Origin of the sequence: Sphingobacterium siyangense (genome assembly GCF_007830445.1) — a bacterium.
GTDB classification, from domain to species: Bacteria; Bacteroidota; Bacteroidia; order Sphingobacteriales; family Sphingobacteriaceae; genus Sphingobacterium; species Sphingobacterium siyangense.
Genome location: NZ_VLKR01000004.1, coordinates 23134 through 44879 on the forward strand (window position 1 = coordinate 23134; position 21746 = coordinate 44879).

Genomic DNA, 21746 nt, shown 5'->3' on the forward strand with positions numbered 1-21746 from the left:
TCACAAAAAATATTATGAAAAATTCAACATACAAAAAGATTTATTTTACAGGAAGTATCCTGATATCAATATGGTTTGGGCTCAGCGGCTTTTTTGAACTGACAAATAACCCTGCAGTATGGGACATCACACAAAAATTAGGCTATCCAGCGCATTTTATATACATTCTCGGCGTATTCAAAATTTTAGGTGTTACCATATTACTGATCCCGAATAGATTTAAAAGGCTTAAGGAATGGGTTTTCGCGGGTATGTATTTTGACATTATTTTTGCGTTCTTCTCAAAAATTGCTGTTCTTGAACCTTCTTCCGTAATCGATACATGCGTTGCCATTACTATACTTTCAGTTACCTATTTTTCATTTAATAGGATAAATCATGTCATTTATACAGCAAAAGATCTAAATACTTAAATTACAAGTATCAGGTATTTAGATATAAAACATTTTTCGCTAATTTGCTGGCATTTCAAACAGCCCGAAATACCAGCAAATTATTTAAAACATTATCAGCTTAACAACGGTGAGCAAAGTATGAAGACACCTTTTTATATATCCCATAAACTAATCTGGATCAGTTCAATATCATTGGGTATACTAACATCTATCCCAAAGATTGTGGACCATAATTTTATTCTTTCTGAGGGTATTGCCGACTTTGGTGTAACCACGGGTTTTGCCCTTTTGATCTGGTACTACAATATCTATTCGATACCAGCCTATACAAAGAAAACGGGCAGCAAAAATGTGATATCACCTCAACTTTTCATAGGTTTAGGAGTTGGTTTGGTATTGATGTTCGTACTTTCCTCAATACAGTATTACATCCTTTCACATCTCAATTTTGGACCTAAAATGCTGATGTATGAGGTCAGAGGTGTACTCATCAACCTGACTTTCTATATGTTTATACATCTCCTATACCAGACTTATCTCAACCAGCAGGTGGTACGGGAACTTGAGCGTTCGATGTCCGCGAACCTCGCAGCACAGTATGAGCTTTTAAAACAGCAGGTAAATCCGCATTTTCTGTTCAACAGTCTCAACACGTTAAAATACATGGTGGAAAGCAATGACACTCAGTCAGCGGAATTTATCATCAAGCTTGCTGATTTTTACAGGTTTACTTTGGGCAGCCTCAAACTGAACCTACTTCCACTCGGAGAGGAGCTACAGATCATGGACTCCTATATTTACCTATTAAAAGCACGTTTTGAGGAAGGTTTAGTTGTTTCACTGAATCTAAGACGTGAAATTTATGGAAGTTTTATTCCTCCTTTTACATTGCAGCTCTTGGTAGAGAACTGCATTAAACATAATATAGTTTCACTTGAGAAACCCCTACATATATCCATTGGGCAGGAAGATGATTACCTTATTGTCAGCAATAATATGCAGCCCAGGAAAATATCGGAATCTTCTACCGGTTTAGGACTTGAAAATATCAACCAGCGTTATCTTCATCTATCCGAAAAGGAGATCAGTATCATAATGAATACTGAAACTTTTACTATAAAACTTCCCATTATATATGAACATACTAATAATTGAGGACGAGATTAAAGCTGCCCGTTCCCTCGAGAACCTGATATCGAAACTTCGTCCAGAGTCTAAGATTATGGCAAAGATCCAGAGCGTTGAAGGAGCTATAGATTACCTCTCTGACAGTGCCACGCCGGATCTTATCTTTATGGATATACAACTTTCTGACGGGATCAGTTTTGATATATTCAAGTCGGTAAAGGTTGTATGTCCTGTCATCTTTTGCACAGCATTTGGTGAATACGCAATGGAGGCAATAAAAGAGAACGGAATTGATTATCTGCTTAAACCCTTTTCAGAAACAGACCTAAGAAACGCTTTTGAAAAGGTAGATAATTTCAAGAATTTCTTTCAGAAAACCACCGAAAATAATCTTGTTGAACTGATCCAGAAGATCAGTGGCGAAGACAATAAAAAGAAGAGCTTTCTCGTCTTCAAAAACAATAAGTACATGACGGTGAAGACAGAAGATATTGCTTTTATCTATATCAACTACACCTCTCCGACCATGGTGACTTTTAAGGGTGAGCATTTTGATCTCAGTCAATCCTTGGATCAACTAGCCTCCCAATTATCTGGCAAAGATTTTTTTCGACTGAACAGACAGTATTTAATCAGTTTTTCGGCCGTTAAAGAGGTTGAACATTATTTTGCCAGGAAGCTATATGTCAAATTGACTGTCCCCACAGACGATAAGCTGCTTATAGGCAAAGAAAAGACCGCCCAGTTCCTCAGTTGGCTAGAAGATCGTTAAGATACAAATGTCCGCTTTATGCTCGAATATGTCCACTTAAAAGTTAACCGGTTTTGGTCTTCGATCTAATTTAAAGTTCGTAAGATCATTTGGAATAACTGATTAGATCCTTGCATTAGGAATTAAAGCTTGATCTGATAAAGCTGCTTACGCATGTCAACCAATTGCTGCCTTAGCTTATCCTGATCTGGCACTACCGGAAGTAAACTGTGCAAGCAGAGTTCCTGCACTTCCTGAAAGAGCGTTTGCGACCTGACAAAAAGGTCATCATAGCTATAAGCACCATTTTTGATGCGCAGGAGCTCTTCCCTATTGAAACGTTGTACCTGTAGTTCACTTTTAGACAAAATCTCTTTTGCCTGTTGCAATAGACGTATTGTATGCATCATATTTTTGGCATCATAGCCCTGCCCGTGATTCATTGTCCCTCGAAAGCGCGCTTCATTGCGTTCTGAAACCCAACTAAAATATTCATTATAGGACTTACAATACGAAGAGTAAGCTTCGTGATTAACAAAGAGGTACGCACAAAGTGTTTCTTCCTTACGGATAGAACTGCAGGAAACCTCAGTACTCTCTGGTGTAGCAACGATGCCTTTGTAACCCAAAGTCTGGGTCTCATCATAATACAGGGCATACATCCCCTTTGCATGTTCGATCTTCGCCAAACCACAGTTTTCCTGTTTCCACAACTGCTTGCTTAACCAAGCTCTTAACGATAAACTACCACTACCAGCTATGATAAAGCAGAAATCCAGCAAACTTTTACGTTCTCGATCCATCGGATTGTTGATTTTCTTGTTCAATCCTTTTGCCTTCCGCACCTGTACCATAGCGTATTGCGCAAAGGTCATTGCGGCCTCTCGGGTGATAAAATCCTGCATTTTAAATTGATCAAACAGAGGATCTTTGTATAGTATGCAATCGGTAGGACTAGCCAAAAGCTCCAATACATTAGGATTACTCTTTGAAAGAAGCTCCACAAAGCGCCCAAGCTCATAGTAAACTTCATCATTGCTTGCATTTGCAACCTGCGCAATATATTGACCGCCCAAGTAATATTCCAGGGGCAGATAAAACACCCCCCTGATATCGGTATCGGAAGATGCTGTGGCCAATCCATATGCCCGGCTACCGACAACGCTCTCAAACAGGATCAGCCCGCTATCTCGAAGTTCGTCTATAGTCATCTTAATACGGTTTTAAAGTAATTCTCCAGTCCTTCCTTATCCGATACGGATACGGGAACCTGTTTTACTTGATGCGCTAAATCTATTAATCTTGTTTCAATATAATTCCTTATGGTCGCTGAACAGTTGTATATAAACCCCTCATCTACTTGACTCTTCAACAGCTGCATTTCCAACACTTCGATTTTTACAACATCAGGCAATAATACGGATAGTTCTGCCAATGTCATAGGCGCATAACTGCGATAGGTGATATTCCAGTCTGCTGCAAGTAAAGATCTTAGGATATAAAATAAGCTCTTGAGCTTCATCGTTTCTCGTTGGAGATCTTCAATTTTGCTACGGACAATCCCTAAATAATGATGGGCGTGCCTACGTGCGTCAAAATAATTTCCGATCATTGTCATAAAACTTGTTTTGAATCCGTTAAACTCGTAATAGACGACTGGCGACTGTATCCATTCAAATGGACTCACATTACTCTTATACAGTAATGTGAGTACTTTAAAGAGATCCCAGCCTACCATATCGAGGTCATCGATTATTGGAAATCGCATTTCGGTAGCCAGCGGAAACAAGCGGGTGTAGTACTCCGTTTTTCGCACATAAAAAAAACGTACGTCGTAATCACTGTCGATAGAGGGGAAACCCCAACCCCGACTTCCTGATTCACAGGCGAAAAGTATACGCATTCCTTCGCTCGCTTCTATTTCCATTAGCTTTTTGATGATCTGTGCTTTCATTTCTTGGTGTTTTTTAATTTTTCATTAACACAAAGATCGATTGCGATACTGAAGCCTTTTTGCGCAGTAAAAAAAGAGTATAAAAACAACAGGAGATCACTCTATATCAGTCAGATAGTTTTCTTAAAAAAATCGAGCCTTACATAGGAATATAAAAGTACGCAGATAGATTGCGTAGCATAAGGTAGCAACTCTTCCATTCGTCAAACCTAAAACACCGACTTGCATTAATACTCCATAATATATAGATTTGAGTTTCCCAATAAAACCATATATGAAATTTTTATTTCCAGTCATCTTTATAGTCTCTTTTTTTATCGGATGTAAAAAAAACGAAGAAAAAGAAAACGGCATAGGTACAATTACAATAGACAAGGCTATTTATGCCTTTGATAAGGGATCTAAACAAACATCGATCGGAAATCTAATTGTTGATGGTAAGCTAGTAGACGGAATAAATCATCTGTACACTTTTAGCTCTGCGACTGGTAAAAATAGCATAAAATTACTGTTCTTTACCCGTAACAATCAACTTTCTTCTGGCATCTATTTTATCAATTCTGTCTCAATGATTGTGAAAAATAATGCTATAGATGTATCCTATAAATTAGAGGAAGATTACGGACAAACCGACAGAATCAACGTAACCAAGGGAACATTGGTAACCAAAAAATATGGGAATAGAGAAATTTTAGAATTCGAGACCAATGCGGGGAACAGAATCACTTTAAAATGGGATGGTGAATTCAAATAAAAGTCAAAAATGAACATTGTTAAGCTTAGAACAAAGTGCCTTAAAATTTGGTTGATCATTATCTACCTATTATTCTATACTGAAGGATTTAGTCAGACCAAATATTTCCTTTTTGAAGAAGATAGCAAGGAGTTCGTAACGTCATCCTTTAGGTTAAACACCTATCCGTTATATAAGATCAAGCGTGAAGTGCATCTTTTTAATGTAATGAGTAGGGTACAGACGTTTATCGGTAATTAAGGGTATATATAATGGACAACATGATTATAATATCATGCTATTTTCCATTCTACCTGATTTAGATGGTTCAGAAGATTGGTATGAAATCAACCCTGATACTGTACGTTCTTCGATGATTAACTTTAAAGATCTGGAAGAGCTTCATAAAAAAAATACGTTATCGTACTTCAACACCACTGTGAAGCAAACAACAAAGTATTTTAATGCGTATAAGCTAATTATAAAAAAAGGAGATACTTATTATGCACCAAAGTATTGTTTGTTACAGTTTTATGCAGTCCGCAATCGTCCGCAAGCTTTTACGAATGTCTTAGGGACTATCAATACACAAGATTCGGCCTATAGTGTACTTCTATTCGAAAAAATATTTAAAGGCGCTTATCCTAGTTTACAATTCCCTTTATATCGGATAGGTGAAGCCCCGCTCTCCTTTTTAGATTGGTCCCGGGACAGAAGAGAATATCTATCCAAAAAAATTACCTTAGCACAGCATGCAACGGGATATCAGTTTTGGACCTATGTAGATTGGACACAACATGAGTATAATTATGATTTTGAGCGAGGAATTGATCGATTTGTATATGCTCCGGATAAGGGAATCATCGGGGGCTCATTTGACTTCTATTTTTATTACCATAGAAAAAAGCTACCCATAAAATACACGGATTTTCTAAATAATATCAAGGAGGAAAAGGTGATGATCGCTGAGTAATTTAATTTTAATACCTAAATTTAAAAGCGGACTCCTAAGTTTAACTATTGGTTATCTATTCGAATTACCCTTCAAGATTGATATGATTTAAATGAAGAAGTATTGTCAAGTTGCGCTTCCAGTTCTTCTGACCAAAACTCATATCAGTTTATCATTCCACTTCAATAATTTCTTGATGAATTATAGCCCCATAGTGATCTCTCTTAAGATATCTATACATTCCCTTTGGAAGCTCTATCTGTACCGAATCCTTTTTGGAAAGTGACAAGTAAACTGGAATCGCTGTTTTATCCAATTGATATTCCTTTTCATGATAGATGTAAATGGCAGATTTGCCTGATTTGGTCGAATCAGTACTCGATAGACGATATCTTCGATTTAAATCATTTGATCCAATCACTATTTTATCGCTATTCAGATTATTTGATAAATACAAGTCATTACCATTCAACACCTTGTTATCCATAAAGTATATTGAATCGTTAATTTCTTGCATAGCTAAAAATTTAACTTGATTAATCGTATAGGGATCAATTTTAGTCAGTTTCTTAAAATACTGAGCCATACTTTTATTTTCTCCAGTATCCCCCTCGTGAATATGTCCTCCCCCGGCTAATACAATAACTTTAACTTGATTTTTTGTAGCGATTTCACTTTTTTGAATAAGATTCTTAGCTTGTTGGAGATCTCTTTGACTTGCATTGCCAAAATCTTCATAGCCAATCACTTTTAAGCCATAAATTCTTGCCGTTCTAATGAGATTCGCCATATTTGGGTCCCTAGTGTAAAATCCACTCTCAACATTTGGGAATCCCAATCTATTAATCCGGTCTTCATCTTCAGATAGACTTTCTAAAGCAAGAACATTAAAACCTTCTTTGGAAAGTTTTGGTAGCAAAAGATTGATTAACAAACGGCAGCGTGGTTGTAAATGATTCTCGTTAAACATAAGCACTCGATGTGCCTTAATTTTTTCGACTATCTCGTCGATTGTAATAGCCGCTTTTTCGACTGCTTGTTGTTCTTGTTTAGTCGCGCTATCATATTGAACACTTTCACCAAGAAACGAACTATATGATTTAAATAACTCGTTCGCAAATTGGCTGTTTTCGTTTTGCAGAACAAGCTTTTCTAAGGTATCTCTTGGATATACATAGTTAACATATCCCCTGTCTTTAAAAGCTGATTCAGCTATACTAAAATAATCGGGTTCTTCATCTGGTTTTTGTTCGGCAAATTTTGCTCCGTAAGCCAAAGAATTGTAGGAAGTTTTTATGCTGTTTAAAACATCCTTAACACTTTCTTGCATATCGGTGATCTCCGTCCTAACCTCGCTAATCAAAAGAAATGAATCTTTTTTATACGGGATCGCTACACTACTTATTATATTATCTCTATTTTTCTGAATACTTCGATAATAAATGCAATGATACATAGAAGTATCTGCAGTGAACTTTGAGACATCTAAAAAAGTTTCCAAGCTACCCACAAAATACATCGGGTTTCTTGTCACATCATATGTACCCCACAAAACAATATTCTTTGATGGAAACTTTATTTTTCTCTTTCGAAAAACAGACATGACATCTTTTAAATCTATATACTTAGATCCGAGGTTTGCGTTCCCATAGAAATCAATCTTTAATCCTAATGAATCATTTGTCAATTGATTCATTAGCCCTTGAGTAAACTTATTTAATTTAGCTATTGGTCTATTTACAGTTGTACAGCTAGAAAGAAAAAAAATAAATACCAAAATCTTATAGTGTATATTTAGCTTGAGATAGATCATAATTACAAGATTTTGGTTTAGAATATTTATTAACTGGACTTTGAATATTTACTCGTTAATATATGTATATCAGATGAAATTCACAATGAGTTTATTAAATTAATTTAAAATATTAACCAATACTATGACGAATGAATTATTTGAATTTGAAATTTTAAAAGCCAGCAGAACCAGGTTATTACAATTAATGGAAACAGTTGATAATAACATACTATTTAAGATTCCAGAAAGCTTTAACAATAATATCGTTTGGCAAATTGGTCACTGTATCACTTCCCAACAGCGACATATGTATATGCGTAGTGGACTTCCAATGCATATATCACAGGATTTTATGGAAACGTTCAAAATTGGAACTGCACCGCATACATGGAAAAATACGCCAGACCTTGATGAAATGAAACATCTATTGCTTTATACAGTAAACCAACTTAGTAAAGATTTAGCATCGGGTATATTTGTTGAATACCAACCATTCAGCTTACCAATTGGCTTCTCCATTAATAATCACATCCAAGCACTTCAAGCGGCTAACTTTCACGAAGCCGAGCACAGCGGAATAATATTAACTTACTTAAAACTTCTTAGGCAATAAGATGTTCCCAGTTTTCATAAAAGTCCTGAATTTGAAAAATTCACTAGAGCATCGCAAGAAATAAGGAACTTCTTATTTTGTTTTTTACTTTCATACAGGGGCCGTGGTTCGCGAATTAAACGACGATACACATTCCGCTACAAATTGCTCAAACTTTCGGTCCGTATTTCGCATCACCGGGCCATGACCGAAACATATGATGGAGGGACTCAGTCCTGCCAACTTCTGAAGCGATCTAATATTGTGCTGTTGATCCGACGTGAATATTTTTGGAGGGGGCCCTAGGCCAGTCACTGTTGTGAGCAGGTTCATATTTGTAGCGGCATCCCCGATTATCAATACACCATCTCGCTCACGAAATAAAGAAATATGACCGCTTGAATGACCTGGCGTTTCTATGACCCGAAAGTTTCCGATGCTATCATTTTCAACGAGTGTACCGTCGACTTTGTGGCCCTGTCCTGCCCAATATTTTTGTTGAAGTTTTGCAATCCAATGTTTGGGATTTGGATAGTCATTGGTTACCATAGCTGTTTCCGTCCTAGATACTTCATTTCCATGGCAACGTAAAGGTATTCCAAACTCATCACAGAGCTGATCACTACAGCCCTGATGGTCTGCATGCGCATGCGTAAGTACATGTTGGTGCACAGGTATTTTCTGAAGGGCATCCTTCAGCACATTGTATGAACTTCGTATCCCACAATCAACTAATACACCCTCTACGATATAGCAGTTGATACTGTTTCGTGGCATCAATGGAACATGGAACACTTCTTGGGCAATTTGATGTAACATAGCTTTTTTGTGCAAATCTATATCACTGAACAGAAATACATAAGGACATTTGTCCTATAATACTTTGGGGCTGTGTATTTGTCCCTTCGCCCGTGTAAGAGATCTCTGTGTAATACCCAAATAGGATGCCAGGTCCTGTGTCGCTATGCGCTGAACGAGCTTGGGTTCATTCGAAAGAACATGGTGATATTTATCCAGAGCTGACTTATTATTGTAATTCAGGAGATATTGTTCCTTTTGGCTATATTCCCGTTCCATCACAGCTTGTATAACCTTGTGCCAAGAAGTCACTTGACCAAGCAGGTATTGATAATCAGTATAGCTTATCCTATGGATCATACTATCTTCCACAGCCCTCATGCTCCTTCTGGATTTCTCCTGAGCGACAAACTCAGGGAGAGAGGTTACAAATTCATTTTCAAATTTAAAGCAGGTTATATTTTCTTTACCTTCCCTGTCAATAGCATATGCTTTTACCGCACCACAGGATATGAATCCAACATGACGACAGGGTTCGTCCACACGAATAAAAAAATCACCCTTCTTCAAACCAAGTGGTTCGAAGAACTGAACAGAAAAATTTATCTCGTCAGCCGACAACATCCCTATCGAGAATAGATATTTTTCGAGCACATCCGTCATATCATCTTATTTTGTCCTCTATTGCTGATCTTAAAAAATTTGGAGCCTATACCAAATCCGGCATACAAAATTAAGAATAATTGCATTAACACGTTTGACTGCTAAAAACGCGTCATTAAAACAAATTATTTATAAAATTTGGGATCAGAAAATTTCTTTCAAACGAAATCGGTTGCGTAATCTTGTAGCCCATAGGCTCATGCGCCAAGTGTTCGATCCCGACCTTGGAATTGGATAATACTTTGCTTTGATAATTTCTGAAATTACAAGATCTTAATAAGGAACATTTCCTTTTCTTAATCTCAAAACAACATGTTGAATTTGAGGCAAGAGCAGCAGAATAATCATGACAAAAATCAAACCTGTCAACATCAGATCATAATAATCCCTGATAGCGCGAGCCAATATCTGCTGACCGATCATTTGATTAAAATAGCCGGAAGATACTGTTTTTGACGTGTACATATCGCTGCCTGCATTTATGTACTGGTTTTGAATATCCAGTAAGGTAACAGGCAATTGAGCGCTGGTTTCGGTGAGCGATTCCCGCACCTTTTCCCTTACGGATGATTTTGTAAATAATTGAAGCTCGTTATTAAGTGCTAGACTAGCTGCAAAGCCTATGAACCTTGAAAATATACCAATCAGAGAGGCATTGACGGCGATTTTGGAAGGCGCTGACGATGCCGCAAATGAAACAATTGGAACAAACAATATACCTGTTGCCACACCATAAATAAACATGGGCAGAAGGAAATCGGCTGTTTCGCCCTGTACAGAAACAAATAGTATCATATAGGCATAATATACTGCCATCAACCCAAAACCAACAATAATCATCCGGATCAGGTTATAACCCATCAAGACAAATCGGGAAATGATAAACATACTCAAAACAGTTCCAGCAATTACAGCAATCCATATCGGAATGGTACTCAGTGGATGGTTTCCTAAAATCGTTTCAAGGTAACCATAGGCAAGCCCAGTACTTCCTTTAAAGATATAAAAGGTAAAAAGAAGCAAAAGTCCAATAACGAAATTCTTTGTTCTAAAGATCTGTAAATTGATTAATGGTCGCTTAAGTTTCAATTCTCTGCTAATAAAAAGAGAAAGAATAATTAAATTAACTAAACAAAGTGTGCTGATTAATGAACTATCAAACCATCCCAATTGTCGTCCGTACACAAGGATGTATCCAACGATCAAGATAAAAGACACATAAAACAAATAGCCTATCCAATCCACTTGATACAGTGGTATTTTTCTGGTAAACCGGGCCTTACTGTTCATGGTAAGTAAAACAACACTTGTCAGCATAATGACTACAATAATAAATCCGTAGAATATCCAGTTGAAATCAAAGAAATGAATGATGACACTGATATAGATAGAGTAAAATGGTACAGCTATTTGTATACTGCCATAAAGGAGACTATAAGCAATCACACGGGCACGTACAGACTGTAACCGTGGAAAAATAAGCTGTAACACAATTCCCGACATCAATGCACAGGTAATACCCTGCAAAAATTGACAGAAAACAAATAATGTCCAATCTCTTAAATAAAAACAGACCACAGCACATAGTGCATTTACCGCAAGTGCCAACAGTAGATATTCCCTTGGTGCGAAATATTTTACGATTCTAAAATCCAGAGCCAGAAAAGCTACGGTAGAACCATAAATAACGACCATACCATATTGTACATCGGTAGCTTGTATTCCGTAAAAGCCCATCGCAGCAACCGGACTTCCGTAAAAGGCAAAACTAAACAGACTGCTCATGAGAATAGCAAATATGACGGACCTTGCCATCCATTCTGATACCCAGGATTTAAAAATTGGTATTTTATGTGCTTGCATCGTTAGTTTTTTAAAACGTAAACATTCGCATTCATTCCGGCAGAAAGCTTAGTTAATTTTTCGGACATATCGGTCAGTTTAATCCGAACAGGAATACGTTGGATGATTTTAACAAAATTACCGGTAGCATTATCTGGCGGAAGCAGCGAATAACGGGATCCTGTGGTTGGCGAAAGGGACTCGATTGTACCGGTGAATTTTTCATTTGGAAAAGCATCGACTTCAACAGATACCGCTTGACCGATTTTGAACTTCCCAATCTGTGTTTCCTTAAAATTTGCTATTACCCACTTTTCCTCGGCTCTGTTCACCAAGAATGCCAATGTCTGTCCGGGCTGTATCAGTTGTCCCGCCTGAATGGTCTTCTTCCCGATTTGTCCATTAAAAGGTGCTGTGATAACGGTATATCTAATATCCAATTCCTGTCTTTCGAGAAGTGCTTCTTTTATCTTTATCTCTGCCTCTATGGCATTGCGCTGCACCCTGAAATCGTTTAGTTTAGATTCGGCGACCTGTAAAGAAGCTTTTGTCTGGTCATAATCTGATTGGGTGATGGATAAAGTAGCACTGATGTTGTCGAATTTTTGTTGTGTGGTCGATTCGTCCGCCAGTAAATTTTTATACCGGTCAAATTCTTTTTGCTGCTGGTTCAATCGCGCTTTAGCACCTCCCAATTGGGCTTTGATGACTGCAATACTTTTAACCTGCGTTCCTTCGCTTGCCGCCAAGATCGGTAATTTTGCCTGTGAGCTCATGAGTTCTGCAGACGCAGCATCTCTTTTCAGCCAGTACTCATCCAATTCAATCACCACAAGGGTATCGCCCTTTTTAATCTGCTGATTGTCCTTATAATATATTTTACGGATATAGCCCCCTACTTTTGCGTTTATCGGGGAAAGATAGGCATCAATCTGAGCGTCGTTGGTCTGTTCATAGCGATATTCCTCGAAGAAATAAGCTGCTGCCCAAATAATGATTCCTACGAATAATGTGATACCAAACCATTTGGTTAGGTTTACAACAATTTTATCTGTTTTATTTTCGTTCATGATATTTGTATTAAAGAATTCCGATAATTGCCAATAGCCTGATATGCGTAAGTTTGACGTTTGTTTGTGCCGTTGTCAGATTAAACTTAGCTTCCAGTAAAGCATTTTCGGCTTCTAGAAGATCGGTAAGAAGTGATTCCTGGTTTATGTAGCTACTTCTGATAACACGAACAGTTTCGGCGGTTTTAATGATATTTTGCTCCGCTGTTTCCATGCTCTCCAAAGCCTGTTGCCGCTGCAAATAGGCATCTTTTACCTGAAGATAGATTTCATCTTTTTTAATGTTCGCTTTTTCTCTTGCCTCATTACTGACCACTTGGGCATGAGCGATGGAATGCTTGCTTTTGTATAGATTATCTATAGAAAACTGGACTTTAACCCCTGTCTGACCAAATCCCCATAAATCATTGGAATACGGATAGAATGAAATCTGCGGATAGGTGTAATTGTAAGTTGAATACAAGGAGACTTTAGGTAACAGCGTCGCTTTTACCTGCTTGATGTTCATTTTGCTCAATTTGACAGCGCTATAGGCTATCTTGTATTCCGGCGATTTGTTAAAAGCGATGTCTACATAATCCTCATAGTCACCTTCAGTGATAGCGCTTAACTCGATTGTATCTTGGTATTTTATTGCCAGCTCAGCATCATTTTCACGCCCCATCAGAATATTGAGCCGTTGTTTAGCGATTTCAATCTTCTTCGTAACATCAGAAAGGCTGAGCTCCAGTTGCGCTAATTTTACGGAGGTTCTCAGTACATCGCTCTTTAGCACAGTGCCGTTTTTATGCAGGCTTTCTACGAGTGCCAGTTGTTTTTTTTCTGCACCAATTTCTGCATCAAGAAAATCATGGAAATGCAGAAACTTGTATAGATCAAAGTAAGCAGCTGCAACATTGTATTTTACACTGTGCTTTTGCAGATCAACTTCATATTGTATGCGTACCGCTTCTTCCTTTTTCATGACAATGTTTCTTTTGTCTTTACCACCATTGTAGAGATTGACGTTCAGATTGTAACCCACGCCGTAACCATAACCTTTTACGGGCACATCCTGTGGAGAAGAAAATAATCCATTGTCATAGATCAGGAATTTGGAATTGAGTTTTGCATCTCCACCAACCGAAAGCTCCGGCAACAAACGGTCTTTCGCTTCCAATATTTCTAAATTGCTCTGCTGGAGATTTAGGTCGGATAGTTTCAGTTGACGGTTATTTGTTTCTGCTACTTTCCAAATTTCTTCCAAACTCAATACCCGCGCATTTTCTATATGCTGGGCATAGAGTGATTGTACAAATAGGGCTAACAATATGCCCAAAATCGGGACTGTTCTATTTTGTTTCATCAGTTTTCTTTATATTTTTCTTTCCTTTTGCTAGCCATGGTTTTACGATCTCTTTCAATTCATCAAAGGCAAAAGTTAAATCTACCATTGGCATAAAAGCATAGTTATACCCATAAGCAAACCAGAAGATATTTGCACTGTCAATTTCTTCATCTGAATGATGTGATTTATTATCAGACTTTTGAGCTTGTTTTTCAAATTTAAAATCTGTGTGAAATGTTATGATTTTATGTTTCATAATGACTTTACTCTTATTTATACTGCAAAATTATCCAGCATGACGAAGTATGATTTCATATAATTAGCCTAATATTTATTAAATTTGGCCACATGGAAATTCTTAATCAAATAATACATATTGTTGATCAAAACCCTGATTCAATCCTCGTTATGCGACAGCAAACGGAGCAGCGTTTGCCTGCTCACCAGCACAATAAAGCTCAGTTGTTATTAGTTTATGGCGGAATTGCTTACTTGCAGACTGACGAAAAGGACTTCTATATTCCCTCAAATCATTATATTTGGATACCAAAAAATTATCGGCACAACCTGATGTTCAATACTCAGGACCTGTTTATTATCAATATCTATTTTCCGGAAGAAAGTGCTGGTAATTTTTATGAGGAATTGGGCATTTATCCAGTGAGTAAGCTCCTGGCAGAAATGCTCTCATTTAGTGAGAAGTGGCAAGGTGATTATTACAAAGGTTCGTGGGAGTATGAATTTTTAAATACGCTGAAAGGCGTATTATCAAAAGAAAATCTCAAAAAATTCTCCATACAACTTCCTACAACAGACGATCAAAGGCTCAATACCATAATCGACAGTTTTAGAAATCGGTTAAATGAAAATCTAAGTTTAGCGATGATTGCTCAGCAATCTGGAATGAGTGTTCGCAGTCTCACCAGATTATTCCAGCATAAATTGCACATTACATTTGTTCAGTACTTAAAAATGCTACGAATTATTAAGGCAATGGAATTAATCAACGATACAGATTTCAATATGACTGAGATTGCCTACGAGATTGGCTATTCAAATATAGCGGCTTTTAGCAATAACTTTTATCTGCTCACCAATATGAGACCTACGGAATTTAAAACGAAATAGCCTCTTTCCATTATGCAAAGCAACAATTGGTTCAACAAGTTTAAAAACATTCAGCGAAAAAGAACATTTTTGTTAATTACATTATTTACTATTTTTCACCATATAAGCTCTGCTCAAAAAGATCCGCAGCTTAGGGAAGCACTTTCAACCATGACAAAAGCGTCTATTTCCGGAGATATCGAAGGTATTCTAAGTCAAACATCGCCCCGTATAATTGAAAGCATGGGCGGCATTGAGCAAGCAACAAAGGTGACCAAAGAACTTTATTCTTCTCTTATAAAATACGGGGTTAAAATTGAATCCATGATTAACTATGTCGATATGGATATCTCGAAGATTGATGGAATAGCGTATTGCTTTATTCCCCAAGTACTGGTCATGTCCATGCCCGAAGAAGACAAAATGGCGATCACCCTCAATCGATAGCATCTTTATCGATACAGCATCTTTTATTTTAAACGATTGAAACTTAGTTTCGTTTATAAGACATTGGTTGCGGTTTCAGCTGGAGCAGTGCTTTTTATTCAGAAGAAAGCGATTGCGCACTTTCGCTACAACCGCTTTCTGTGGTCTGTTCGATTAATTCTCGTAAATCACACCTTCGTAGCAAGCGCTATAAAGGTCTTTTAAGTCCTGTAGGCTAGGCTTACGCGGGTTAAAGCCAGTACATGGATCTTGCAAAGCATTTTGGGCCATATAATCCAGATTTTTTTCCCAGTCTTCCTTGGAAATGCCAAATGCCTTAAGGGAGCCAATATTGTTGACCGCAGCTCTTAGTTTTTCAATTTCCTGTGCCAATCCTTCGGCCGAATCTCTACCGACAAGTTTAGCCAAATCAGGATATCTTGTTGTAGATGTTTGATTAAAACGGATCACATTAGGCAAGAATATCGCATTGGAAGCTCCGTGAGGGACGCCGTAGAGTGCACCAACCTGATGCGAGAGAGAGTGGACAATACCCAACCAGGCATTGTTGAAAGCCAGTCCGCCCATAAAAGATGCATCGTGCATATTTTGGCGTGCTTTAATGTTTGTCGGGTTATTGACCGCCTCTTCCAGATTTTCGAAAACAATTTCCAGTCCCCCTTTCGACAAGGCATCGGCATAGTTATTTTCGATGTTGGACACATAGGCTTCCACACAGTGTGTAAGAGCATCTAGACCAGTATTGGAGGTAATATGTGCAGGCATCGTGGCACAAATTTCTCCATCGACAATAGCGATATCCGGCGTCAATTCATACGATACGATTGGATACTTCACCCCTTTTTCCCGATCAGTGATCACAGCCAATCCTGTGGTTTCCGTACCTGTACCGCTTGTTGATGGAATGGCAATGAATTTAGCCTTTTGACGCAATGTTGGAACGTTAAAAGGTTGGGTCATCGCTTCAAAATTTGCATCGGGATATTCATAAAACACCCACATCATCTTTGCCGCATCAATTGCCGAGCAACCTCCTAGACCGATGACCCAATCAGGCTGAAAATCAGTCATCACTGCAGCACCTCGAAGGCTTGTCGCTGATGATGGATCTTCTTCGACACCGTCAAAAACAGCAGTTTCCAATCCTGCTTCGGTCAAATAACTTATGGCACGGTCCAAAGTTCCGCTTTTTTTCATGGATTGACCACCAGTTACGATGATGGCTTTTTTTCCAGTTAGATTTTTCAATTCCGACAATGTACCAGTCCCGTGGAATACTTCGCTGGCAACAAATAACTTGCTCATATATTTTACATTAAATTTCTGATGCAAAGTTACTATGCCCAAGAAGCCAAATGTTATACTTTACTTACGATATGATATACATTTGATCCAATACAACAACAGGATAAAACCATATCAAATCACATAATAGACTTAAGTCTTATACATTTGCGCCAATTGCTGCTGCAGATTGGTTGGCGTTTCATCCAGTTTGGCGCGCACAAACTTGTTCAGTGCCGCAGGTGAATTGAATCCGAGTTCAAAGGCAATCTCTTTATGCGAATAGTTGGATAACAGCAGCAGTTGTTTGATTTCATTCATAATCCGCGCATGAATGGTTTCTATGGAGGTCAGTCCTGCAATCTTGCGGGTAATTTCATTTAACTTTTTTGGAGACAGCTGTAATTTTTCTGCATACCAGCTCACGGTACGCTCCGTTTTATAATGCCTTTCCAACAATTCCAGAAATTTACCATAGATCTTTGCGTTTTCATTGCTGAGCTGGCTGTTTCCCCATTTAGTATGGACAAATTCCACCAATTTGAGTAAGATGATTTTGATGTAGAAACGCGCTTGCTCCTTCTTGATCGATGTTAAATCCTGATATGATTTTTCGACCTGCTCCAGCAACATCTCTATTTCTGAGGTTTCTGCCTCGGGCAATTCAATATGATTGAGCTTTACGGAGATATTGTAGTTGTAAATACTCAATTCGTTTTTCAGGATATCCGAACAGAATAGTACTTCGTCAAACAGGATCAATTTGCCTTCAAAGTCGTCGCTTAGCAACTCTTTGGCGGAGAGCTGACCGGGAAAGATGACACATATATGAGGTGCATTGACGGTATAACGGCGGTCTTCCACCTGCAGATTGAGCCGACCTTTTTTAACAAACAAAAGGCAAAAATGGTCTTTTGTATGAGGTTCTCTATAAGCTGCGAGAGCTTCCCTGTCCAAATCAAAAATATGAAAAGGGGTGATTGCCCTTTCAGCTTTATATTGTATATCTTTTAGATGATAAACTATCATAGAGGCCATGATAAGCATTTATTCTGAATTCGTCAAATTTACTTTTTCGTCAAGCGAGCGTGAATAGAAAGCCTATTTTCTCCTTCACATCAGAACATCCGAAGCTCTTCAATGAACGTTATCCAGTGAGAATCGTTCCTTAATTTTAAAAAAAAAGGACTAATCTTTCGACTAGCCCCTTAACTAAATTATAAACGAATCCTTTATGGATCGGAGTATACTTTCTAAAAGCCCAGTCCCTAAACCTAAGCTTAAAAATGGCCAGGCATTAAACCTGACCATACAATTAAATCAACCGAAACTAAACTTCCTAAATTGAATCGATCGTCAATAAATAGACAAATGCTTGAAGTGATTGGTTTGATAAAAATAAAAAAAGGTCGAGTTTAGCACTGTGATAATACAGCCGTTGAGATAATACAGCCGTTTTATTTAGATTATTTTTGTACTAAATCCAATGTTATATTTGAATTTCTTAACTTTGCCCGATGGAAACAAAAATAGCCCGAAGTGTCTCTGAATTCAATAGTGAACTGAGATTGCAGGGTTTTAAAGCATTTCAGATTGAGGATGACAGTAATGCTACACGTGTTTATAGTCGTAAAGATTTCTTTAAAATATGCCTTACAACTGGTAAAAGCAAGATTCATTACGCAGATAAAAGCTTTGAACAAGAAGGCACGATACTATTTTTTGGGAACCCGCATATCCCATATTCCTGGGAAACCATTTCTACGACCTATGCAGGTTATACATGCTTGTTTTCGGAAGACTTTTTAAAACAGGCCGACCGCGCGGAAAGCTTGCAGCAATCGCCGTTCTTTAAAATCGGAGGTACACCTGTCTTAAAAATCACTGAGGATCAACGCTTGTTCCTTAACACACTTTTCGAGAAGATGATCGAAGAGCAAGAAAGTGATTATACGTTTAAAGATGAACTCATACGCAATTACATCAACTTGATCATTCACGAAGCCCTTAAACTTCAACCGTCAGAAGTGTATACCCCAACCAAGAATGGTACAGCACGTATCGCATCGGTGTTTTTGGAACTATTAGAACGTCAATTTCCAATCGAAACACCTGCAAGTCCGCTCAAAATGAGAACAGCGCAAGATTATGCGCAAAACCTCAACATCCATGTCAACTATCTGAATCGTGCTGTAAAAGAAATTACGGGCAAATCTACAACGACGCTGATTTCAGAAAGAATCTTGACAGAAGCAAAAGCCCTACTGCAACATACAGACTGGAATATTTCAGAGATAGCCAGCGCGCTGGGATTTGAATATCCTACTTATTTCAATAACTTCTTTAAAAAACTGACGGGAACAAACCCGAAATCGCTCCGGGAATCTGAGGTTTGAAATTCTTAAGTTTTAGTTTGATAATCGTTAACACCTCCCCTTTATACTGATCTACCTTTGTATCTGTAATAATTAATGTAATACAGATATGAAAATAGCATTAACATTATTGGTCTTGTCTTTCCTGTTTTCTGATAGGACTTCCGCGCAGCATGTACAATCAAACCAAAATTTAAAACCGATGAATAGTTCGTCAGATCATTATACTTTTCAATTAAGCGATAAGGTAACCCGCAAAAAAGTAAGTTTTAAAAACCGTTATGGTGTCACACTTTCTGGTGATTTATACATCCCTAAAAACACAGACAACACAGTGCTACCGGCACTTGCCATCAGTGGCCCTTTTGGTGCAGTGAAAGAGCAATCTTCTGGATTGTATGCCAACCAAATGGCGGAAAGAGGATTTATTGCCTTGGCGTTCGACCCTTCCTACACAGGTGAAAGCAGCGGTTCACCTCGTAACGTAGCATCGCCAGATATCAACACCGAAGATTTCAGCGCAGCTGTAGACTTTCTAGGGCTGCAGAAAAACATTGACAGGAGCAAAATCGGAATCATTGGCATCTGTGGATTTGCTGGTTTTGCATTAAATGCAACGGCAGTAGACAAACGTATAAAAGCAGTAGCAACGACCAGTATGTATGATATGACGCGTGTCATGTCAAAAGGCTATAACGATATGATAACTGCTGCGCAACGTACACAAACATTGGAACAATTAGGCCTGCAGCGCTGGAAAGATGCCGAAAGCGGATATTACGCATCTTCAACAAACAATTTACCGAAAAAATTGACTGGCAGTGAGTCTCAGTTTGTCAAGGAATATTTTGATTATTATAAAACGGCTCGTGGATTTCATCCTCGTTCTATCAATTCAAATGCTTCATGGACGGCAACTTCCCCCTTGTCGTTTATGAATATGCCGATTCTCTCTTATATCAAGGAAATTGCACCTCGCCCCATGTTAATCATTGCAGGTGAAAATGCTCATTCAAGATATTTCAGTGAAGACGCTTATAAAGCTGCTACCGAACCAAAGGAGCTAATGATTATCCCCAATGCAGTTCATGTTGACTTATATGATCAATTCGACAAAATTCCATTCGATAAACTGACAGCATTCTTTATTGCTAATTTAAAATAACGTACTTATTTCATTAAATTACATATGAGATTTAACTAGCCATTCTATGAAAACATCAGATAATAGTTATCAGGAAGATATTTTTGAACGATTGAAAAAGAATAAAAGTATTTCTTCCGATGATCCCCAGGGATACCGTTTACAGCAAGCTTCTTTTGCTACAAAAGCATTATTGGTGCCTATGAACAATTCGGCTGATCCCAAAGAGATAAGAAATCTATTAAGTCAGATTACCGGTTCAGCTATAGATGAAAGTACGACTGTATTTACACCATTATATATCAACTATGGCAAGAATACAACGATAGGAAAAAATGTCTTCATCAACTTCGACTGTGTTTTTTTGGATTTAGGTGGTATAATTATAGAAGATGATGTGTTAATAGCTCCCAAAGTGAGTTTATTAACAGAAGGCCATCCAATTGAGGCTGAAAAGAGACAATCGTTAACTGTGGCTCCGATCCATATAAAAAAGAATGCTTGGATTGGGGCAAATGCAACAATCCTGCCCGGCGTTACGATTGGAGAAAATGCGGTGGTAGCAGCTGGTTCCGTAGTCAGCAAGGACGTACCGGATAATACAGTTGTTGGTGGAATTCCGGCAAAAATTATTAAAAACATATAATAAAGAATTCGGATCATCTTTATATCGGATCGTCTTTATAAAGACCAAATTGCAAACTATATGAACGGGTTATTCGTTATCCCAATTATGGCGATAAGTTTATTCGCCTGCAACACTAAAACAGATCATACAATGAACACAGCAGAAATATTCCCCAAAGGGGAACCATTGCCTAAGGAATGGTTTACTGGAGATGCATTTTTAACCCCTTTGGTAGCAAAGGATAAAAACAATGATTTCTCCGCAGGTAGCGTAACTTTTGCACCCGGTGCGAGAACAAACTGGCATACACATCCTAAAGGCCAGGTTTTACTGGTAATCGAAGGAAATGGACTCTATCAGGAGAAAGGGAAGCCGGCACAAGCAATCAAAAAAGGTGATGTTGTCAATATTTCTGAGAATATAGAACACTGGCACGGCGCAACTACTGCTACTAAAATGGTGCATGTTGCCATCACTAATTTTAAAGAAGATGTTCAGGTTACTTGGCTAAATCCCGTAACAGAAGAAGAATTCAGTTTAGCCAATAAATAATGAAGCTTTCCCACTATTTAATTTTACCATCAATCGGTTCTGACGAAAGCCTTTGAAGAACTGCAACAAAATGATGTCGATTCGATCAGCAATATTGCGTTAAAATACGGATATGGTAGTACGCAAGCTTTTTCAACGGCTTTTCAAAAACAATTTGGAATGCGCCCCAGTCAAATAAAGTAAGTAGTATGTTTATTCAAATATTCTGC

23 protein-coding genes and 1 pseudogene are annotated in these 21746 nt (G+C 38.0%); 13 read left to right on the top strand and 11 right to left on the bottom strand.

Translation table 11 applies throughout. The annotated features are described in order from the left end of the window. Window positions 1-14: 14 nt before the first annotated feature. From IQ31_RS05340 to IQ31_RS05350, 3 genes are all read left to right on the top strand, one after another. Window positions 15-413, top strand: coding sequence for a DoxX family protein (locus tag IQ31_RS05340; protein ID WP_145327349.1), 399 nt, complete (start codon window positions 15-17; stop codon window positions 411-413). 120 nt (window positions 414-533) lie between these two features. Next, window positions 534-1550 carry a sensor histidine kinase gene (locus IQ31_RS05345; RefSeq protein WP_145327350.1) on the top strand — a complete coding sequence of 339 codons (1017 nt, stop codon included), beginning with the start codon at window positions 534-536 and terminating at the stop codon, window positions 1548-1550. Beyond that, on the top strand, window positions 1531-2295 hold the full coding sequence (locus IQ31_RS05350) for a LytR/AlgR family response regulator transcription factor (protein ID WP_145327351.1): 765 nt from the start codon (window positions 1531-1533) through the stop codon (window positions 2293-2295). Before IQ31_RS05345 ends, IQ31_RS05350 begins: the two co-directional genes overlap by 20 nt. Before the next feature lie 122 nt (window positions 2296-2417). On the opposite strand, the gene IQ31_RS05355 is transcribed toward IQ31_RS05350, so the two are convergent. Continuing rightward, window positions 2418-3485, bottom strand: a complete 1068-nt coding sequence (locus IQ31_RS05355) for a DNA polymerase beta superfamily protein (protein ID WP_145327352.1) — start codon at window positions 3483-3485, stop codon at window positions 2418-2420. Beyond that, entirely contained in the window at window positions 3482-4228 is a 747-nt protein-coding gene (locus IQ31_RS05360; RefSeq protein ID WP_145327353.1) for a nucleotidyltransferase domain-containing protein, read from the bottom strand. Before IQ31_RS05360 ends, IQ31_RS05355 begins: the two co-directional genes overlap by 4 nt. A 274-nt stretch (window positions 4229-4502) precedes the next feature. Between IQ31_RS05360 and IQ31_RS05365 the strand changes: the two genes are divergently transcribed. Next, window positions 4503-4982: a hypothetical protein gene (locus IQ31_RS05365; RefSeq protein WP_145327354.1), complete on the top strand. Its 480-nt coding sequence runs from the start codon at window positions 4503-4505 to the stop codon at window positions 4980-4982. Between the two features lie 274 nt (window positions 4983-5256). Beyond that, window positions 5257-5934 (top strand): hypothetical protein, encoded by a 678-nt coding sequence (locus tag IQ31_RS05370; RefSeq protein ID WP_145327355.1) that lies wholly within the window; start codon window positions 5257-5259, stop codon window positions 5932-5934. 151 nt (window positions 5935-6085) lie between these two features. On the opposite strand, the gene IQ31_RS05375 is transcribed toward IQ31_RS05370, so the two are convergent. Beyond that, the gene (locus tag IQ31_RS05375) at window positions 6086-7726 is read right to left on the bottom strand and encodes a hypothetical protein (RefSeq protein ID WP_145327356.1); all 1641 of its coding nucleotides are present in this window, start codon (window positions 7724-7726) and stop codon (window positions 6086-6088) included. Window positions 7727-7850: 124 nt separating this feature from the next. Here IQ31_RS05375 and IQ31_RS05380 point away from each other — a divergent pair, with 124 nt between their 5' ends. Then, window positions 7851-8321 (top strand): DinB family protein, encoded by a 471-nt coding sequence (locus IQ31_RS05380; RefSeq protein WP_145327357.1) that lies wholly within the window; start codon window positions 7851-7853, stop codon window positions 8319-8321. A 90-nt stretch (window positions 8322-8411) separates the two neighbouring features. Here IQ31_RS05380 and IQ31_RS05385 read toward each other — a convergent pair whose 3' ends face one another. The 6 genes from IQ31_RS05385 to IQ31_RS05410 all read right to left on the bottom strand — a co-directional run bounded on the left by IQ31_RS05385 (window position 8412) and on the right by IQ31_RS05410 (window position 14256). Then, complete coding sequence (locus IQ31_RS05385; protein ID WP_145327358.1) at window positions 8412-9119, bottom strand: MBL fold metallo-hydrolase; 708 nt, start codon at window positions 9117-9119, stop codon at window positions 8412-8414. Between the two features lie 54 nt (window positions 9120-9173). Continuing rightward, complete coding sequence (locus IQ31_RS05390) at window positions 9174-9761, bottom strand: Crp/Fnr family transcriptional regulator (RefSeq protein WP_145327359.1); 588 nt, start codon at window positions 9759-9761, stop codon at window positions 9174-9176. A 273-nt stretch (window positions 9762-10034) separates the two neighbouring features. After that, window positions 10035-11624, bottom strand: coding sequence for an MFS transporter (locus tag IQ31_RS05395; RefSeq protein ID WP_145327360.1), 1590 nt, complete (start codon window positions 11622-11624; stop codon window positions 10035-10037). Window positions 11625-11626: 2 nt separating this feature from the next. Then, a complete protein-coding gene (locus IQ31_RS05400) occupies window positions 11627-12673 on the bottom strand; it encodes an HlyD family secretion protein (protein WP_145327361.1) in 1047 nt (348 codons plus the stop codon). Window positions 12674-12683: 10 nt separating this feature from the next. After that, window positions 12684-14018: a TolC family protein gene (locus IQ31_RS05405; RefSeq protein WP_145327362.1), complete on the bottom strand. Its 1335-nt coding sequence runs from the start codon at window positions 14016-14018 to the stop codon at window positions 12684-12686. Beyond that, the gene (locus IQ31_RS05410) at window positions 14005-14256 is read right to left on the bottom strand and encodes a hypothetical protein (protein ID WP_145327363.1); all 252 of its coding nucleotides are present in this window, start codon (window positions 14254-14256) and stop codon (window positions 14005-14007) included. The genes IQ31_RS05405 and IQ31_RS05410 overlap by 14 nt, the downstream gene beginning before the upstream one ends. A gap of 92 nt (window positions 14257-14348) precedes the next feature. On the opposite strand from IQ31_RS05410, the gene IQ31_RS05415 reads away from it, so the two are divergent. Together IQ31_RS05415 and IQ31_RS05420 are read left to right on the top strand one after the other, a co-directional pair. After that, complete coding sequence (locus IQ31_RS05415) at window positions 14349-15128, top strand: AraC family transcriptional regulator (protein ID WP_145327364.1); 780 nt, start codon at window positions 14349-14351, stop codon at window positions 15126-15128. A 12-nt stretch (window positions 15129-15140) separates the two neighbouring features. Next, window positions 15141-15554 carry a hypothetical protein gene (locus tag IQ31_RS05420; protein ID WP_145327365.1) on the top strand — a complete coding sequence of 138 codons (414 nt, stop codon included), beginning with the start codon at window positions 15141-15143 and terminating at the stop codon, window positions 15552-15554. A 153-nt stretch (window positions 15555-15707) separates the two neighbouring features. Here IQ31_RS05420 and IQ31_RS05425 read toward each other — a convergent pair whose 3' ends face one another. Next, window positions 15708-16859 carry an iron-containing alcohol dehydrogenase gene (locus tag IQ31_RS05425; RefSeq protein WP_145327366.1) on the bottom strand — a complete coding sequence of 384 codons (1152 nt, stop codon included), beginning with the start codon at window positions 16857-16859 and terminating at the stop codon, window positions 15708-15710. Between the two features lie 132 nt (window positions 16860-16991). Next, window positions 16992-17876 (bottom strand): AraC family transcriptional regulator, encoded by an 885-nt coding sequence (locus tag IQ31_RS05430; RefSeq protein ID WP_158638797.1) that lies wholly within the window; start codon window positions 17874-17876, stop codon window positions 16992-16994. 479 nt (window positions 17877-18355) lie between these two features. Between IQ31_RS05430 and IQ31_RS05435 the strand changes: the two genes are divergently transcribed. The 5 genes and pseudogenes from IQ31_RS05435 to IQ31_RS28195 all read left to right on the top strand — a co-directional run. Further along, window positions 18356-19234: a helix-turn-helix domain-containing protein gene (locus tag IQ31_RS05435; protein ID WP_145327368.1), complete on the top strand. Its 879-nt coding sequence runs from the start codon at window positions 18356-18358 to the stop codon at window positions 19232-19234. Between the two features lie 88 nt (window positions 19235-19322). Then, a complete protein-coding gene (locus IQ31_RS05440; RefSeq protein WP_145327369.1) occupies window positions 19323-20378 on the top strand; it encodes an alpha/beta hydrolase in 1056 nt (351 codons plus the stop codon). Between the two features lie 46 nt (window positions 20379-20424). After that, on the top strand, window positions 20425-21003 hold the full coding sequence (locus IQ31_RS05445; RefSeq protein WP_120334553.1) for a sugar O-acetyltransferase: 579 nt from the start codon (window positions 20425-20427) through the stop codon (window positions 21001-21003). Between the two features lie 132 nt (window positions 21004-21135). Further along, a complete protein-coding gene (locus IQ31_RS05450; protein WP_145327370.1) occupies window positions 21136-21537 on the top strand; it encodes a (R)-mandelonitrile lyase in 402 nt (133 codons plus the stop codon). Between the two features lie 36 nt (window positions 21538-21573). Further along, window positions 21574-21720 (top strand): annotated as a pseudogene (locus IQ31_RS28195) (helix-turn-helix domain-containing protein); the annotation flags it as partial. Window positions 21721-21746 lie beyond the last annotated feature (26 nt).

Bases quoted from the DNA above. Each gene is read 5' to 3' on its own strand.
- IQ31_RS05340 (WP_145327349.1), top strand. From the start codon at position 15: ATGAAAAATTCAACATACAAAAAGATTTATTTTACAGGAAGTATCCTG.
- IQ31_RS05345 (WP_145327350.1), top strand. From the start codon at position 534: ATGAAGACACCTTTTTATATATCCCATAAACTAATCTGGATCAGTTCA.
- IQ31_RS05350 (WP_145327351.1), top strand. From the start codon at position 1,531: ATGAACATACTAATAATTGAGGACGAGATTAAAGCTGCCCGTTCCCTC.
- IQ31_RS05355 (WP_145327352.1), bottom strand. From the start codon at position 3,485: ATGACTATAGACGAACTTCGAGATAGCGGGCTGATCCTGTTTGAGAGC.
- IQ31_RS05360 (WP_145327353.1), bottom strand. From the start codon at position 4,228: ATGAAAGCACAGATCATCAAAAAGCTAATGGAAATAGAAGCGAGCGAA.
- IQ31_RS05365 (WP_145327354.1), top strand. From the start codon at position 4,503: ATGAAATTTTTATTTCCAGTCATCTTTATAGTCTCTTTTTTTATCGGA.
- IQ31_RS05370 (WP_145327355.1), top strand. From the start codon at position 5,257: ATGCTATTTTCCATTCTACCTGATTTAGATGGTTCAGAAGATTGGTAT.
- IQ31_RS05375 (WP_145327356.1), bottom strand. From the start codon at position 7,726: ATGATCTATCTCAAGCTAAATATACACTATAAGATTTTGGTATTTATT.
- IQ31_RS05380 (WP_145327357.1), top strand. From the start codon at position 7,851: ATGACGAATGAATTATTTGAATTTGAAATTTTAAAAGCCAGCAGAACC.
- IQ31_RS05385 (WP_145327358.1), bottom strand. From the start codon at position 9,119: ATGTTACATCAAATTGCCCAAGAAGTGTTCCATGTTCCATTGATGCCA.
- IQ31_RS05390 (WP_145327359.1), bottom strand. From the start codon at position 9,761: ATGACGGATGTGCTCGAAAAATATCTATTCTCGATAGGGATGTTGTCG.
- IQ31_RS05395 (WP_145327360.1), bottom strand. From the start codon at position 11,624: ATGCAAGCACATAAAATACCAATTTTTAAATCCTGGGTATCAGAATGG.
- IQ31_RS05400 (WP_145327361.1), bottom strand. From the start codon at position 12,673: ATGAACGAAAATAAAACAGATAAAATTGTTGTAAACCTAACCAAATGG.
- IQ31_RS05405 (WP_145327362.1), bottom strand. From the start codon at position 14,018: ATGAAACAAAATAGAACAGTCCCGATTTTGGGCATATTGTTAGCCCTA.
- IQ31_RS05410 (WP_145327363.1), bottom strand. From the start codon at position 14,256: ATGAAACATAAAATCATAACATTTCACACAGATTTTAAATTTGAAAAA.
- IQ31_RS05415 (WP_145327364.1), top strand. From the start codon at position 14,349: ATGGAAATTCTTAATCAAATAATACATATTGTTGATCAAAACCCTGAT.
- IQ31_RS05420 (WP_145327365.1), top strand. From the start codon at position 15,141: ATGCAAAGCAACAATTGGTTCAACAAGTTTAAAAACATTCAGCGAAAA.
- IQ31_RS05425 (WP_145327366.1), bottom strand. From the start codon at position 16,859: ATGAGCAAGTTATTTGTTGCCAGCGAAGTATTCCACGGGACTGGTACA.
- IQ31_RS05430 (WP_158638797.1), bottom strand. From the start codon at position 17,876: ATGGCCTCTATGATAGTTTATCATCTAAAAGATATACAATATAAAGCT.
- IQ31_RS05435 (WP_145327368.1), top strand. From the start codon at position 18,356: ATGGAAACAAAAATAGCCCGAAGTGTCTCTGAATTCAATAGTGAACTG.
- IQ31_RS05440 (WP_145327369.1), top strand. From the start codon at position 19,323: ATGAAAATAGCATTAACATTATTGGTCTTGTCTTTCCTGTTTTCTGAT.
- IQ31_RS05445 (WP_120334553.1), top strand. From the start codon at position 20,425: ATGAAAACATCAGATAATAGTTATCAGGAAGATATTTTTGAACGATTG.
- IQ31_RS05450 (WP_145327370.1), top strand. From the start codon at position 21,136: ATGAACACAGCAGAAATATTCCCCAAAGGGGAACCATTGCCTAAGGAA.